The organism is Mesorhizobium sp. (assembly GCF_965229135.1).
Taxonomy (GTDB): Bacteria; Pseudomonadota; Alphaproteobacteria; order Rhizobiales; family Rhizobiaceae; genus Mesorhizobium.
In genome coordinates this window covers 2,020,944-2,033,890 of record NZ_OZ245860.1, presented here as the reverse complement: position 1 = coordinate 2,033,890, position 12,947 = coordinate 2,020,944, and the positions used below count along the sequence as shown (strand labels likewise).

14 protein-coding genes are annotated in these 12,947 nt (G+C 62.8%); 11 read left to right on the top strand and 3 right to left on the bottom strand.

The window, feature by feature from the left end; translation table 11 throughout:
- The first annotated feature begins 141 nt into the window (after positions 1 to 141).
- Both ACO07C_RS09940 and der read left to right on the top strand, forming a co-directional pair.
- Positions 142 to 807: a tetratricopeptide repeat protein gene (locus ACO07C_RS09940; RefSeq protein WP_421914001.1), complete on the top strand. Its 666-nt coding sequence runs from the start codon at positions 142 to 144 to the stop codon at positions 805 to 807.
- Complete coding sequence (der, locus tag ACO07C_RS09935) at positions 804 to 2,243, top strand: ribosome biogenesis GTPase Der (RefSeq protein WP_421914000.1); 1,440 nt, start codon at positions 804 to 806, stop codon at positions 2,241 to 2,243. Before ACO07C_RS09940 ends, der begins: the two co-directional genes overlap by 4 nt.
- A gap of 26 nt (positions 2,244 to 2,269) precedes the next feature.
- On the opposite strand, the gene ACO07C_RS09930 is transcribed toward der, so the two are convergent.
- Positions 2,270 to 3,199, bottom strand: coding sequence for a LysR substrate-binding domain-containing protein (locus ACO07C_RS09930; RefSeq protein WP_421913999.1), 930 nt, complete (start codon positions 3,197 to 3,199; stop codon positions 2,270 to 2,272).
- Between the two features lie 124 nt (positions 3,200 to 3,323).
- Here ACO07C_RS09930 and ACO07C_RS09925 point away from each other — a divergent pair, with 124 nt between their 5' ends.
- From ACO07C_RS09925 to ACO07C_RS09895, 7 genes are all read left to right on the top strand, one after another.
- Positions 3,324 to 4,649 (top strand): MFS transporter, encoded by a 1,326-nt coding sequence (locus ACO07C_RS09925; RefSeq protein ID WP_421913998.1) that lies wholly within the window; start codon positions 3,324 to 3,326, stop codon positions 4,647 to 4,649.
- 116 nt (positions 4,650 to 4,765) lie between these two features.
- Complete coding sequence (locus tag ACO07C_RS09920) at positions 4,766 to 5,950, top strand: cell wall hydrolase (RefSeq protein ID WP_421913997.1); 1,185 nt, start codon at positions 4,766 to 4,768, stop codon at positions 5,948 to 5,950.
- A gap of 255 nt (positions 5,951 to 6,205) precedes the next feature.
- Positions 6,206 to 6,625 (top strand): AtpZ/AtpI family protein, encoded by a 420-nt coding sequence (locus tag ACO07C_RS09915; RefSeq protein ID WP_421913996.1) that lies wholly within the window; start codon positions 6,206 to 6,208, stop codon positions 6,623 to 6,625.
- Between the two features lie 46 nt (positions 6,626 to 6,671).
- Complete coding sequence (locus ACO07C_RS09910; protein WP_354459941.1) at positions 6,672 to 7,430, top strand: F0F1 ATP synthase subunit A; 759 nt, start codon at positions 6,672 to 6,674, stop codon at positions 7,428 to 7,430.
- A 66-nt stretch (positions 7,431 to 7,496) separates the two neighbouring features.
- Positions 7,497 to 7,721, top strand: coding sequence for a F0F1 ATP synthase subunit C (locus ACO07C_RS09905; protein ID WP_227348563.1), 225 nt, complete (start codon positions 7,497 to 7,499; stop codon positions 7,719 to 7,721).
- Between the two features lie 62 nt (positions 7,722 to 7,783).
- On the top strand, positions 7,784 to 8,368 hold the full coding sequence (locus tag ACO07C_RS09900; RefSeq protein WP_421913994.1) for a F0F1 ATP synthase subunit B: 585 nt from the start codon (positions 7,784 to 7,786) through the stop codon (positions 8,366 to 8,368).
- A gap of 10 nt (positions 8,369 to 8,378) precedes the next feature.
- Positions 8,379 to 8,870: a F0F1 ATP synthase subunit B gene (locus tag ACO07C_RS09895; RefSeq protein WP_421913993.1), complete on the top strand. Its 492-nt coding sequence runs from the start codon at positions 8,379 to 8,381 to the stop codon at positions 8,868 to 8,870.
- Between the two features lie 211 nt (positions 8,871 to 9,081).
- Here the strand turns inward: ACO07C_RS09895 and ACO07C_RS09890 are convergent, their stop codons facing one another.
- Together ACO07C_RS09890 and ACO07C_RS09885 are read right to left on the bottom strand one after the other, a co-directional pair.
- Positions 9,082 to 9,777, bottom strand: a complete 696-nt coding sequence (locus ACO07C_RS09890) for a ribonuclease HII (protein WP_421913992.1) — start codon at positions 9,775 to 9,777, stop codon at positions 9,082 to 9,084.
- Between the two features lie 153 nt (positions 9,778 to 9,930).
- Entirely contained in the window at positions 9,931 to 11,085 is a 1,155-nt protein-coding gene (locus ACO07C_RS09885; RefSeq protein ID WP_421917484.1) for a PA0069 family radical SAM protein, read from the bottom strand.
- A gap of 150 nt (positions 11,086 to 11,235) precedes the next feature.
- Here ACO07C_RS09885 and ACO07C_RS09880 point away from each other — a divergent pair, with 150 nt between their 5' ends.
- On the top strand, positions 11,236 to 11,751 hold the full coding sequence (locus tag ACO07C_RS09880; protein WP_421913991.1) for a glycosyltransferase: 516 nt from the start codon (positions 11,236 to 11,238) through the stop codon (positions 11,749 to 11,751).
- Between the two features lie 201 nt (positions 11,752 to 11,952).
- Complete coding sequence (locus tag ACO07C_RS09875) at positions 11,953 to 12,927, top strand: hypothetical protein (protein WP_421913990.1); 975 nt, start codon at positions 11,953 to 11,955, stop codon at positions 12,925 to 12,927.
- The last annotated feature ends 20 nt before the right edge of the window (positions 12,928 to 12,947 follow it).

The window sequence follows — 12,947 nt, the reverse complement described above, 5'->3', positions numbered from 1 at the left end:
AATGTGGCGTCGGTACGATCAGCCGTCGCGGTTCCTCCGTGCGGCCAATAGCCGATTTTCCTGCCGAACCCCTTCCATGCCGACAAAATTCCGCTAAAACGCGGGCTCAAGAAGGGCCCTGCCGGGCAGGAATGGTTATATATGTCGGACGACACTTTTATCCGCGAAGTCAACGAGCAGATCCGCCACGAACAGGCGCAGGCGCTGTGGGATCGGTTTGGGCCCGCCCTGATCGGCCTGGCCGTTCTGATCGTGCTCGGCACCGCCGCCGTCGTCGGCTATCGCTACTGGGATGAAACCCGCGCCAACCGTTCGGGCGATGCCTTTTCGCAGGCGCTGAAACTCGCCAATGACGGCAAGAACGATGACGCGCTTGCCGCGTTGGGCGCCCTGGAGAAAGACGGCTATGGAGCCTATCCGTTGCTTGCCCGCATGCGGGCGGCGACCGTCAAGGCCGACAAGGGCGATGTCGCCGCGGCGGTCAAGGATTTCGACGACGTTGCCGCCGACACCGCCATTCCCGCCGGCATTCGCGACATGGCGCGCCTCAGGGCGGCACTGCTTCTGGTCGACCACGGCTCCTTCGCCGATGTTTCCAGCCGCGTCGAAGCGCTGACCTCCGACACCAATACGCTGCGCCACACCGCGCGTGAGGCGCTTGGCCTTGCCGCCTGGAAGGAGGGCAAGACCGCGGATGCCCTGAAACTGTTCGACCAGATCGCTTCGGATGACGGCGCTCCGCGCAACACGCGCGAGCGGGCAACGCTGATGTCCGAACTGATCCGCGGGTCAGGCAATGCATCGTGACGTTCAAGGTAGCCATAATCGGTCGGCCTAACGTCGGCAAATCAACGCTTTTCAATCGGCTGGTGGGAAAAAAGCTGGCGCTTGTCGACGATACGCCAGGCGTAACCCGAGATCGCCGCGTCCACGCGGCAAAGCTCTACGATCTGCATTTCGATGTTATCGACACCGCGGGCTTCGAGGACGCCGGCGCGAGCACCCTGCCGGGACGCATGCGCGCGCAGACCGAAATCGCCATCCACGAAGCCGACCTGATCTTCTTCACCGTCGATGCCAAGTCCGGCCTGATGCCGGATGACAAGACCTTTGCCGAGATTGTGCGGAAGTCCGGAAAGCCCGTTGTCCTGGTTGCCAACAAGGCAGAGGCGAAGGGCGCCCAGGGTGGCATGCTGGAGGCCTGGGAGCTTGGCCTTGGGGAACCAATCCCGGTTTCGGCCGAACACGGTCAAGGCATGCCCGATCTGCGCGACGCGGTGATCGAGGCGCTTGGCGAAGCGCGCGCCTTCGGCGAAGAAGAAGAGGACGGCGACGAGGAGATCGCGGCCAGTGAGGTTCTGATCGGCGAGGACATCACCGATCCGGACGCCGAAGACGTACATACCTATGACGACACCAAGCCGATGCGCATCGCCGTCGTCGGTCGGCCGAACGCCGGCAAGTCGACGCTGATCAACGCGCTGATCGGCGAGGAGCGTCTGTTGACCGGACCGGAAGCCGGCATCACACGGGATTCGATTTCCGTCGATTGGGACTGGCGCGGCCGCCGGATCAAATTGTTCGACACCGCCGGCATGCGTCGCAAGGCCCGGATTCATGAAAAGCTGGAAGTCATGTCTGTCCAGGATGGACTGCGCGCCATCCGCTTTGCCGAGATCGTCATCATCGTGCTTGACGCGACCATCCCCTTCGAGAAGCAGGATCTGCAGATTGCCGACCTGATCATCCGCGAGGGACGTGCGCCGGTGATCGCCTTCAACAAATGGGACCTGATCGACAACCCGCAGGAACTGCTGGCGGAACTGCGCGAGAAGACCGAGCGGCTTCTTCCCCAGGCGCGCGGCATGCAGGCGGTGACGGTGTCGGCCGAAACCGGCCGCGGCCTCGACAAGCTGATGGAAGCCGTCATCCGTACGCACAAGGTATGGAACAGCCGTGTTTCGACCGGAAAGCTCAACCGCTGGCTGGAAGGCATCCTGGCGCATCATCCGCCGCCCGCCGTCGCCGGCCGCCGGTTGAAGATCAAGTATGTCACGCAGGCCAAGACACGCCCGCCGGGCTTTGTCGTCCAATGCTCGCGGCCGGACGCGATGCCGCAGTCCTATGTCCGCTATCTGACCAACAGCCTGCGCGAGGCCTTCGACATGCCGGGCGTTCCGATCCGCATGGCATTGCGTACATCGGACAATCCGTTCGCCGGCAGGGCCAAGAAACGTCACTGAACGCCAGCGCCTTTGCGGCGGCGGTATCAGGCCACGCTTCGTAGGCCATCATGCGCGGATCGCGCCCGCGCACTTTCGGGCAGTGATTCCAGGGTCGCCTGCAGCAGGATGTCGGCAAGCCTCTGCGCCACCGGATCCAGTTCGGCGTCCTTGCGATGCAGGAACAGAGCCATGCCGGGCAATGCGGGCAATCCGGTGATTTCCGGCGTCATCGCCCGTACATTGGCCGGCAGGCCGACCTCGGTGCGGATTGTAACTCCCAACCCAGCGGCGACGGCGGCCCAGATGCCGCCAAGGCTCGGACTAGAGAAAGCCATCCGCCAGGGCAGGCCAGCCCGGTCGAGCGAATCCGTCGCCACGGTGCGCAGTAGGCATGGCGCCTCAAGCGCAACCAGCGGCAGTGCCTCGCCCTCGCGCAGGGCTGTTTCCACAAGTGCCGCCGGACCGATCCAGCGCATCTGAACATCAGCCACATGCTGGCTGTAGGGCAATTTTTCCTCATTGTGCCATGCCAGCGCAATGTCGAGGCTGCCCGACACGACCCGTTCGGCAAGCTCGTAACTGCGCCCGATCCTGGCCTCGATCTTGAGCTTGGGATGCGCGCGCGCGAACCGCCCGAGCACCTCCGGCAGAACCGCTTCGCCGAAATCTTCCTGGAGCCCAAGCCTTACCCAGCCCTCCAGTTCGACGTCATGGATGGCGGACACGGCCTCGTCATTGAGTTCGAGGAGCCTGCGCGCATAGCCGAGCATGGTTTCGCCGGCTTCCGTCAGTGCGAGGCCACGTCCCGACTTGCGGAAGATGGGGGTGGCTGCCTGATCCTCCAGTTTCTTTAGTTGCGCGCTGACCGCCGAGGTGGAGCGACCAAGCCGGTTGGCCGCCTTGGCAAAGCTGCCCAACTCCATTCCGGTGACGAAGCTCCTGAGAACGTCGAGGTCGAGCGTTATCCGTCGCATAAAATCATCCTGATTGGTGGGACTATAAGTTTAAAAATTCCCGATATTCAGGATGAAGCTACGGCGGTAGGACATGCCCGTCAAGGTCTGACAGTCGTTGTCGGATCGTCGAAGGAGCCGGCCGATGTCAGTCACCACCGCAAGCCGCAGCGAGGACACGCCTCGGCTGAGCGGCAGCATTGCCCCTCTGGCTCAGGCGCAGTTTGGTCCGAACCATCGTTGGAAGGTTCTTGGCATTGGCGTCGTCGCCAATGCCTGTTTTTCCGCCACCTTCTCGGGTGTTCCGAGCACGGCGGTTTTCCTGAGGTCGGGCTACCACCTGGGCAATGGCCAGCTTGGTCTGGTTCTGGGGCTTCTGGGATTGGGTGTCGCGCTCAGCGAATTGCCCTGGGGGCTGCTCACCGACCGGTGGGGCGACCGCCATGTGCTCCTGACCGGACTTGCCGCCACCACGGCATGGCTTGGCCTCATGGCATCGCTCGTGGTGCCATCGTCCACACATGTTCCCGGCGTTGCAGTCCTGGCCGTCGCCTTTCTGGTCACCGGCCTGCTGGGCGGCAGCGTCAACGGCTCCAGCGGCCGTGCCATCATGGCGTGGTTCCACGAAGGCGAACGCGGCTTCGCCATGAGTATCCGGCAGACGGCGGTGCCTCTCGGCGGCGGCTTTGGCGCGCTCGTTCTCCCGTCGCTCGCTTCGGCCCATGGTTTTGCCGCCGTCTTTGGACTTCTGGCCGTGGCCTCGGCGGTCTCAGCCTTCTTCACATGGCTCTGGCTGCATCAGCCGCCGGCACAAGACGATCCCAGTTCCTCAAGCGCCAACACGATCTCGTCAGCCGGCCCCGTGCCGCTACGCAATCTCGACATCTGGCGCATCGCAACGGCGATTGGCCTGCTCTGCTTTCCGCAGGTGGCGGTGCTCACCTTCGCCTCGGTCTTCCTGCATGACTTCGGCGGGATGGGTACGGCGGTGATCAGCGCGAGCTTGGCGGCTGTGCAGATCGGCGCCATGGTCATGCGGGTCTGGAGCGGCCGCTTCACCGATCGTCATCGCAATCGCCGGTCATTCCTGCGCCTCTGCAGCGCCCTGAGCGCCATTGCCTTCGCTGTCCTCGGCCTGCTCGTCATGCCTTCGGCCGGGATACCCGCGCCGGTGCTTGCGCCGGCATTGGTCGCCACGCTGGTTGTCGCCGGCATCTGCGTTTCGTCATGGCATGGCGTCGCCTATACCGAGCTTGCCACGCTTGCAGGCGCCAGCCATGCGGGAACCGCTCTTGGCCTCGCCAACAGCTTCGTCTTCGTAGCGTTCTTCCTGGTGCCAACAGCCATTCCGGGCCTGCTGATCCTCGTATCATGGCCGGGTGTATGGCTGGCCGCTGCCGCCTGTGCGCTTGTCGCCTGGCCGATCTTTCTTCGGCCGGCGTCGTTGGCTTCGGCTCGCCCAAGGCCGTAAAACCAAGGCGTTGCGGTCCAACGTGGAAAACTCGATCGACCCTGTTAACGTCCCATCAAGGTTAATGCACCATTGTTTCTCTCCAGTGGGGTTCAGTAGCGTTCCTGGAGAGTTCCGTGCATCGACGTGTTTTGAAGCGGCTTGTCGCCGCCGCCGGTGAGAGAAAACATTGCTTCCTCGCTCCATTTGTTATCGGTCTTGGCATCTGGATCGGCTTTCCGACCGTTGTCGCCTATCAGGACATGACGAGCCTCATTTCCGGCCTTGAGGCGCCGAACGCGCGCTGGAACGCCTATGTCGAGAGGTCCGTCGCGGGCTCGGTTCATGCGGCCGAAATGCCCTTCGTCGATTCCGACACCACCGGCTCGCTCTCCGGATCCGGCGTCAAGCTCGCCGGCATCGGCACGGTGTCTTTTCGCGGCAAGGGCGGGCGGGTCAGTGGATCGCCCGACGAGGAGCGCATTATGCGAGCGGACAAGAAGGGCCGTATCATCCAGGTCTCTCCTGTAGCGCCGCCGAAAAACTTCAACGCCGGCTCGATCTTCGAGCGCACGTCATCGCTGCTGCGCCCGAGCATGGACAGCGATCTGAAGATGGCCTTCGCCAAACCGCGGATCAAAGGCAAGGAAGTCCAGATCGCCGCCGCATTCCATGCCCGCGAGGACAAGAAGCCGGATCCCGGCGTCCCGACCATGCTTGCCGCACTGGTCAACAATGACAAGGCCGATGTGCTGGCGACCGCCTACGCATCCTCCGCGCCCGACTATGCGAAGGCGTCGCCGTTCGAGGTGCTGCTGCAGGACGAGAAGCCGGACAATGGCCGCTTCATTCCACCGATGGCCAAGGGCGACCACGCATGGATCCAGAACCCGCTTCCAGCGAGCGTCTTCAGCAAGCCCGAGCAGGCGTGCCTTGCCAACGGCATCTATTTCGAAGCCAGGAGCGAATCCGTACGTGGACAGGCAGCCGTCGCCCAGGTCATCCTCAACCGGGTCCGCAATCCAGCCTATCCGAACTCGATCTGCGGTGTCGTCTACCAGAACGACAACTGGTTCAACCGTTGCCAGTTCTCGTTCGCCTGCGATGGCCGAAAGAAGCGGATCGACAGCCCCGTCGCCTACAAGACCGCTCAGGACATCGCCATGGCTGTCACGGCTGGCAAGATATTCATTCCGGAAGTCGGATCGTCGACCCACTACTATGCCCAATATGTCCATCCGGGCTGGGCGCGCACGATGCAGAAGATGACCAAGATCGGCCTGCATATCTTCTACCGCACCTATGGCGGCGGCTGGAGTTGATTGCTCAATAATTGCCAGCGCCTTTCCTTCTGGCGGCGCCGATCGCGGACCTGCCGGAAGGGGGATTCGGGCCGCGCCTGCCCGCTGTCGCGCCGGGCACGATGTCGCACCTTTTTAAGTTATTGATTTTAATGAAGAAAATACATCACATTGAAGTTCCGCCCGTGGCTTGACGGGCGCAAACCCTCTAACTATGTTGCCGGCGACTTTAGAAGCGGACGGACGGTGACGGTCTGACCGGGCAGGGGGGTTGCGATGGCCGACAGGAATGGGCCAGACGGAACCGGAAAAACCGGCCCCGGCAAACAGCATGAAACCGAAATCCGCGACGACGATCTTGAGCGCCGTCGGCGTGAACTTGAAGCATCGCTTGCAACAAGGCTGCCGGAACGGCTCGAGGGGAAAGACGACGCGAAAGCGGGCAGTGCCGCCGGATATGGCCAGGCGCTCAAACTATCCAGCGAGTTCATCGCTGGAGTGGTTGTGGGCGCGGGCCTCGGCTGGATCATCGACCGTCAGGCGGGGACATCGCCATGGGGTCTGATCGTGTTTCTGTTGCTGGGTTTTGGCGCCGGCGTGCTCAATGTCCTGCGTTCAGCAGGGGCTGTGGCAGAATTCGGACAGGGCGCCAAACCGCGCCGTGACCGGGACGATGGAAATGGCCGCTCGTCATGAGCGGTAGTTGTAATAAGGCCGTGCGCGGCATTGATGGGGTTTGAACGTGGCAGCTGACAAGGTCGATCCGATCCACCAGTTCCATATCATCAAGCTGATTCCGATCAACATCGGCGGCTATGACCTGTCTTTCACCAACTCGGCGCTGTTCATGGTCGCGACCGTGGTTGTCGCCGCCGCCTTCCTCTACCTCACCACGTCGAGCCGCAGCCTCGTTCCCGGTCGGCTTCAGTCTGTTTCCGAGATGGCCTACGAATTCGTCGGAAACATGTTGAGGGACGCTGCCGGAACACAAGGGATGAAGTTTTTCCCACTCGTGTTCTCGCTCTTCATGTTCGTGCTCGTCGCTAACCTGCTTGGGCTTGTTCCTTACTTCTTCACCATCACCAGCCACATCATCGTCACCTTCGGTCTCGCCATCCTGGTGATCGGAACGGTGATCGTTTACGGCTTCATGAAGCACGGTCTGGGCTTTCTCAAGCTGTTCGTGCCGCATGGCGTGCCGATCTACCTGATGCCGCTCGTGGTCGCGATCGAGGTGATTTCCTTCGTTTCGCGCCCGGTCAGCCTCTCGGTTCGTTTATTCGCCAACATGCTGGCTGGCCACATTACGCTGAAAGTTTTCTCGGGATTTGTCGTGAGCCTCAGTGCGTTGGGCGCTGTCGGTATCGCGGGTTCGGTGTTGCCGCTGGCCATGGCAGTGGCGCTGACGGCGCTTGAATTGCTCGTCGCCTTCCTGCAGGCATACGTCTTTGCCGTCTTGACCTGCATGTATCTCAACGACGCTCTGCACCCCAGTCACTAATAAAGTTTCACCGGCGCATGACGCCAACTACAAACTGCAACGACAACGGAACGACAGGAGTTTAACATGGACGTATCTGCAGCAGCTGCGATTGGCGCGGGCATCGCTTGCGTGGGCATGGGCGGCGCGGGCATTGGCCTCGGCAACATCTTCGGCAGCTATCTCTCGGGCGCGCTGCGCAACCCGTCGGCTGCCGACGGCCAGTTCGGCCGCCTGATTTTCGGCTTCGCCGTGACCGAAGCTCTGGGCATCTTCTCGCTCCTGATCGCTCTCCTCCTGGTGTTCAAGTAAGAACAACGGGCTGACGAAGTGAGGCGCATGGTGCGGCCTTACCGTATGGACAGGGAAATGAGATGTTCGTGACATCTGCCTTTGCGGAAGAGACCGCGCCGGCTGCCGGCGCGGGAGGCGATACGCATTCGGGCACGGCTGTGCCCGCCGAGGCGCATGGCGCGTTCCCGCCGTTTGATCCTTCGACGTTTCCGTCGCAGCTTCTTTGGCTGGCGATTACCTTCGGGCTGTTCTACCTCTTCTTGAAGAAGGTGGCGATGCCGCGCGTTGGTGGCATCATTGATGTGCGCAACGCCCGGATCACGCAGGATCTCGACCAGGCCGCCAAGCTGAAGGGCGAAGCCGACGCCGCTGTTGCTGCCTATGAGCAGGAACTGGCCGAAGCCAAGACCAAGGCCAATACGATTGGCCAGCAGGCAAGCGATGCAGCCAAGGCGGAAGTCGAGGCGGCACGCAAGAAGGTCGAGGCTGAGCTTGACGAGAAGCTCGGTGCTGCCGAGGCGCGCATCGCTTCCATCAAGGCCAATGCCATGAAGGAAGTCGGTGGTATCGCCGAGGATACCGCTTCGGAAATCGTCGAGGCGCTTGTCGGTGACAAGGCCAGCAAGGCCGAGGTCGCGGCCGCCGTCAAATCCGTGGCCCGGTGAGGAGCGCATCATGGACGCTACAGCTCTAGCAACGCTCTGGGCCACGATTGCCCTGGTCATTTTCCTGGCTATCGCCATCTACATCAAGGTGCCCGGAATGGTGGCCAAGGCGCTAGACGCCCGCGCGGCCAAGATCAGCGGCGAGCTTGATGAAGCCCGGCGGCTGCGCGAGGAGGCCCAGCAACTGCTCGGCCAGTACCAGCGCAAGCGCAAGGAAGCCGAGCAGGAGGCCGCCGACATTGTCGCTGCCGCCAAGCGCGAGGCCGATATGCTTGCCGCCGACGCGCACAAGAAGACCGAGGACTATGTTGCCCGGCGCACGGCCCTTGCCGAGCAGAAGATCGGTCAGGCCGAGCGCGACGCGGTCGCCGAAGTGCGCGCGAGCGCCGTCGATATCGCCGTCGAAGCAGCGCGCGCGCTGCTTGCCGGCAAGGTCGATGCAAAAGCCGGCGCGGACCTGTTCAAGGCATCGCTTGCGGATGTGAAGGCGAAGCTCAACTGAGCCTAATCTCCTTAGACTTTAAAAGAGCCGCCTGGGAAACCTGGCGGCTTTTTTGTTGTGTGGGAGGTCTGCGAAGCGGCGCAGGGGATAGCCGCGCGTGAAGCGCAGACCCCATCTTTCTTCGCCAAAAGGAAGCGTCGGGCAAGTTGAGAGGACCCCCTCTGTCGCCTTTGGCGACATCTCCTGCTCGACGGGGGAGGGTATCCTCAACTCAATCGAGGCCTGCGAAACTCTTTTCTTCCGCCATTTCAGCTCCGCCAAGCCTGAACGGTGCGAACGACACGCGGTGCAGTCGGGCCACCGGCCCGTGCGCCTCGATCGCCGTGCGATGGCGGGCCGTGGCATAGCCCATATGGACCTCGAACCCGTAGCGGCCGTGGTGGCTGCCGCAGCCGCACATCATGCGGTCGCGCATGACCTTTGCGACGATCGAGGCGGCGGCGATCGATTGCGAGCGCTGGTCGCCCTTGATCAGCGCGCGTCCAGCGCAAGGCAGGCCCGGCGGGACGTCACGCCCGTCAGCGAGAGCGAGCTTCGGCTGCACCGGCAGGCCAACCAGGGCGCGGCGCATGGCCTCGAGGCTGGCCTTGAGGATGTTGCTGCCGTCGATGCCTTCGGCGCTGATGGAGGCCATCGATACGCCCAGCGCAGAGCCAAGAATGCGCAGGAACAAGGCCTCACGCTGCAAATGGCTGAGGCGTTTGGAATCATCCAGGCCCTCGGGGATATTTGCGGGATCGAGCACCACCGCGGCGGCGACAACCGGCCCGGCGAGCGGACCCCGCCCGGCCTCATCCATGCCGGCTACCGGCCACAGGCCTTCAGCCATCGCCTTCGTCTCGAAGGAGAAGTCGGGTCTCTCGATGATCTCGAAGAGAGGCGGAGAATCGGAACGCGCGCGAGCCATGTTGCGGCGAGGTTCGCATCGGCTCCGATTCTCCGCAAGTCCCTCCGGGTCGGGTGGGGCGCCGGACCGGGAGGGCACCGTCTGCAGGCCGGGGCGGGCCGGACGGGATTCTTGATGCCGCGACAGATCAAACCATCGCAGCGGACTGCGCTTTCAAAGCAGTGTCAGCTGCACCTGGTCTTTTCCAGCGGCGACAAACTGGTCGGTCCGAAGCGTACGCCGTTCGACATTGAGGCCCAACCGCTTGGCGGTAATCTCGAAGCGCCGGCCGATCTGCCAGGCGTAGGGACCCGCGCCTTTCATGCGTTTGCCCCATTCCGAATCGTAGTCCTTGCCGTCGCGCATCGAACGGATCAGCGACATGACATGGCGATAGCGGTCCGGATAGTGACGCAGCAGCCAATCCTTGAAGATCGGGCTGACCTCCAGCGGCAGGCGCAGGACGACATAACCAGCCTCGCGCGCACCCGCGGCATATGCCGAATCGAGAATCCGTTCCATTTCTTGGTCGGTTAGTCCTGGTATGATCGGCGCAACCATGACCGAGGCCGGAATGCCGGCATCCGAAAGCTGCCTGATCGCTTCGAGCCGCTTGGTCGGGGTCGACGCGCGCGGCTCCATCGTGCGTGCCAGCATGCGGTCCATCGTCGTGACCGACAGCGCCACCTTGGCGAGGCCGCGCTCGGCCATGCGCGACAGGATGTCGATGTCGCGCGTCACCAGGGCGGATTTGGTGACAATGCCGACCGGGTGGCCGCGTGCCTCCAGCACTTCGAGGATCTCGCGCATGATCCGGTACTGCTTCTCGATCGGCTGGTAGGGATCGGTGTTGGTGCCGATGGCGATCGTGCGCGGCTGGTAGCCGTCCTTCGACAACTCCTTGTCCAGCAGCCTGGCGGCATCCGGCTTGGCGAATAGCTTCGATTCGAAATCCAGACCCGGCGAAAGGCCCATGAAACTGTGTGTCGGCCGGGCAAAGCAGTAGACGCAGCCATGCTCGCAACCACGGTAAGGGTTGATCGAACGATCGAAGGAGATGTCCGGCGATTCATTGCGGGTGATGATGGTGCGCGGCTTCTCCACCTGCACTTCGGTCTTGAACGGCGGCAGTTCCTCCAGCGAGTTCCAGCCATCGTCGAAAACATGCCGGCTGACCGGCTCGAACCGGCCGGACGGATTGATGCCCGCCGACCGTCCACGGTTGCGGTCCGGACGAACACGTACACCGCTCTGCTCGATCATCGCATTTGCCATCTCGGCTCTTCCAGCCCCAAAGGCTGCAATGTCCGCGCGCACGATCTGTTCCATCTTTGCCCTCTCCCAGGGACTGTCAGCAATCTGTCGAATCGCTCTGTTCATGAAACTATTCCTATTTCCCGAATGAGAACAAATCAAGAACTTTTTATTGTGCGCCGCAAAAACTGGCGCAGTGCCCGGGTTTCCGCTATTCGGCTAAGCATGCTCAGTGTTCTCATCGAAACCCTGAATGACGAGGAGGGCCTCGCCCGCACGCTTGCGTCCCTGGTCGGCGGGGCTGTCGAGGGCGTGGTGCGCGAAGTCATCGTTTGCGATACCGGTTCGACCGACCAGACGCACCGGGTCGCCGAGCACGCTGGCTGTCTCTATGTGGCCGGCACAACGGCGTTAGGCATCGGACAGGCCAAGGGCGACTGGCTGCTGTTGCTCGAGCCTGGCGCGCGACTGGTGGAGGGATGGACCGACGAGGTCGTCGCCCACACAGCCAGGCAAACCATGGCGGCACGGTTTTCCCCGGCGCGGGGCAGCCGCACGTTCCTGTCACGGGTTTTCGCGGGAAACCGTGCTCTGGCGGAGGGCATGTTGATCAACAGGCGTCAGGCCAGCACGCTTTCGAAGAACGCCGGCAGCGGGGAGGCGATTGCGCGAGGCCTGGCGACGAGGAGGCTCGACGCCGAGATATGGGTCGCGCCGCCCAAGCCCAGGAAATCGCGCTGACTGAATGGCCGGCTGAACAGTCCAACCTCAAGCCAGCTTTGATCGGCGGATGAGTTTTGCACCGCACATTGCCAATTGTGCATTGCACAAGGCATGACGCGGGGGTACCCTGCCTTCAGGTGGGTTAATCGGGTTTGGGTTATGCCGGAGCGGTGAGCGGCCGATGCTTTGTCGGTGCCGCCCTCATATCCGAGGATCCCGATGAGCCTTTCAACTCCCGACAAGTCCGGCGCGGCAAGCCTCGAGGCCGTGGCCCGAAACGGCAGCCTGCTCCAGCGTATCGCCGCGCGCATACCAACCTACCTGTCCGACTTGCGTGAAAATCCGGCATGGCTGCCGATGTTCATGCTGGCGCGCACGATGCCGGGGCGGCGGCTGCATTGGCTTGCCGCAAAACCAGCACTGCCGGCACGGACCGTCCATGAGACGATGTTCGCGGGCGTGAACCGCGAGGCCGCCGTTGATGCGCTGAGGTCGGATGGTTTGTTTTCCGGGCTTGTGCTGCCGCCATCGATCCATGAAGAAATCGCGCGCTTTGCCGGGCGCACGCCGTGCTTCGGCAATTTCGATCGCCGGCTCGAATTCATGCCGGGCGAACATGCAGACGCCGAAAGACGTTTCGGCCGTCCGCTGCTCAGCGGGCACTATTTCGAGCGCATCCTCGACTGCGAAGCCGCGCTTGCCATACAGCGCGATCCGCTGCTTCTCGACATCGCCGCGCACTATCTCGGCGGTCAGGCCAAGCTCATCACGACGCGGGTCTGGTGGAGCTTCCCGACCGGCGCGGCCACCGACGCCGACAAGAACCTGGCTTCGCTTGGCAAGTACCATTTCGACCTCGATGACTGGCGCATGCTGAAGTTCTTCTTCTACCTGGTGCCGGTCGACGCGGACACCGGCCCGCACGTCTATGTGCGGGGCAGCCACAACCGCCGCATTCTCAAGCACCAGATGACGCTTCTCGTCGGGCATCCGGCCGAAGAGGTGCTCGGCGTGTACGGCGATCAAAGCCCGATCACGCTGACCGGGCAGGCAGGTCTAGGCTTTGTCGAAGATCCGTTCGGGTTTCACATGGGGACGGTGCCGGCGCGCACGCCGAGGCTGATGATGGAAGTCGGCTTCGGCGTGTCTGCGCCTTCGCGACGGCGATTCCACGGCGAGCCCGTCATCCGCTGAAGGGGGGAGGGCAAAGACGT

Coding starts and splice junctions, on each gene's coding strand:
- ACO07C_RS09880 (WP_421913991.1), top strand. CDS start 11,236: ATGCTCAGTGTTCTCATCGAAACCCTGAATGACGAGGAGGGCCTCGCC.
- ACO07C_RS09885 (WP_421917484.1), bottom strand. CDS start 11,085: ATGGAACAGATCGTGCGCGCGGACATTGCAGCCTTTGGGGCTGGAAGA.
- ACO07C_RS09905 (WP_227348563.1), top strand. CDS start 7,497: ATGGACGTATCTGCAGCAGCTGCGATTGGCGCGGGCATCGCTTGCGTG.
- ACO07C_RS09895 (WP_421913993.1), top strand. CDS start 8,379: ATGGACGCTACAGCTCTAGCAACGCTCTGGGCCACGATTGCCCTGGTC.
- ACO07C_RS09900 (WP_421913994.1), top strand. CDS start 7,784: ATGTTCGTGACATCTGCCTTTGCGGAAGAGACCGCGCCGGCTGCCGGC.
- ACO07C_RS09890 (WP_421913992.1), bottom strand. CDS start 9,777: ATGGCTCGCGCGCGTTCCGATTCTCCGCCTCTCTTCGAGATCATCGAG.
- ACO07C_RS09940 (WP_421914001.1), top strand. CDS start 142: ATGTCGGACGACACTTTTATCCGCGAAGTCAACGAGCAGATCCGCCAC.
- ACO07C_RS09875 (WP_421913990.1), top strand. CDS start 11,953: ATGAGCCTTTCAACTCCCGACAAGTCCGGCGCGGCAAGCCTCGAGGCC.
- ACO07C_RS09925 (WP_421913998.1), top strand. CDS start 3,324: ATGTCAGTCACCACCGCAAGCCGCAGCGAGGACACGCCTCGGCTGAGC.
- ACO07C_RS09930 (WP_421913999.1), bottom strand. CDS start 3,199: ATGCGACGGATAACGCTCGACCTCGACGTTCTCAGGAGCTTCGTCACC.
- ACO07C_RS09915 (WP_421913996.1), top strand. CDS start 6,206: ATGGCCGACAGGAATGGGCCAGACGGAACCGGAAAAACCGGCCCCGGC.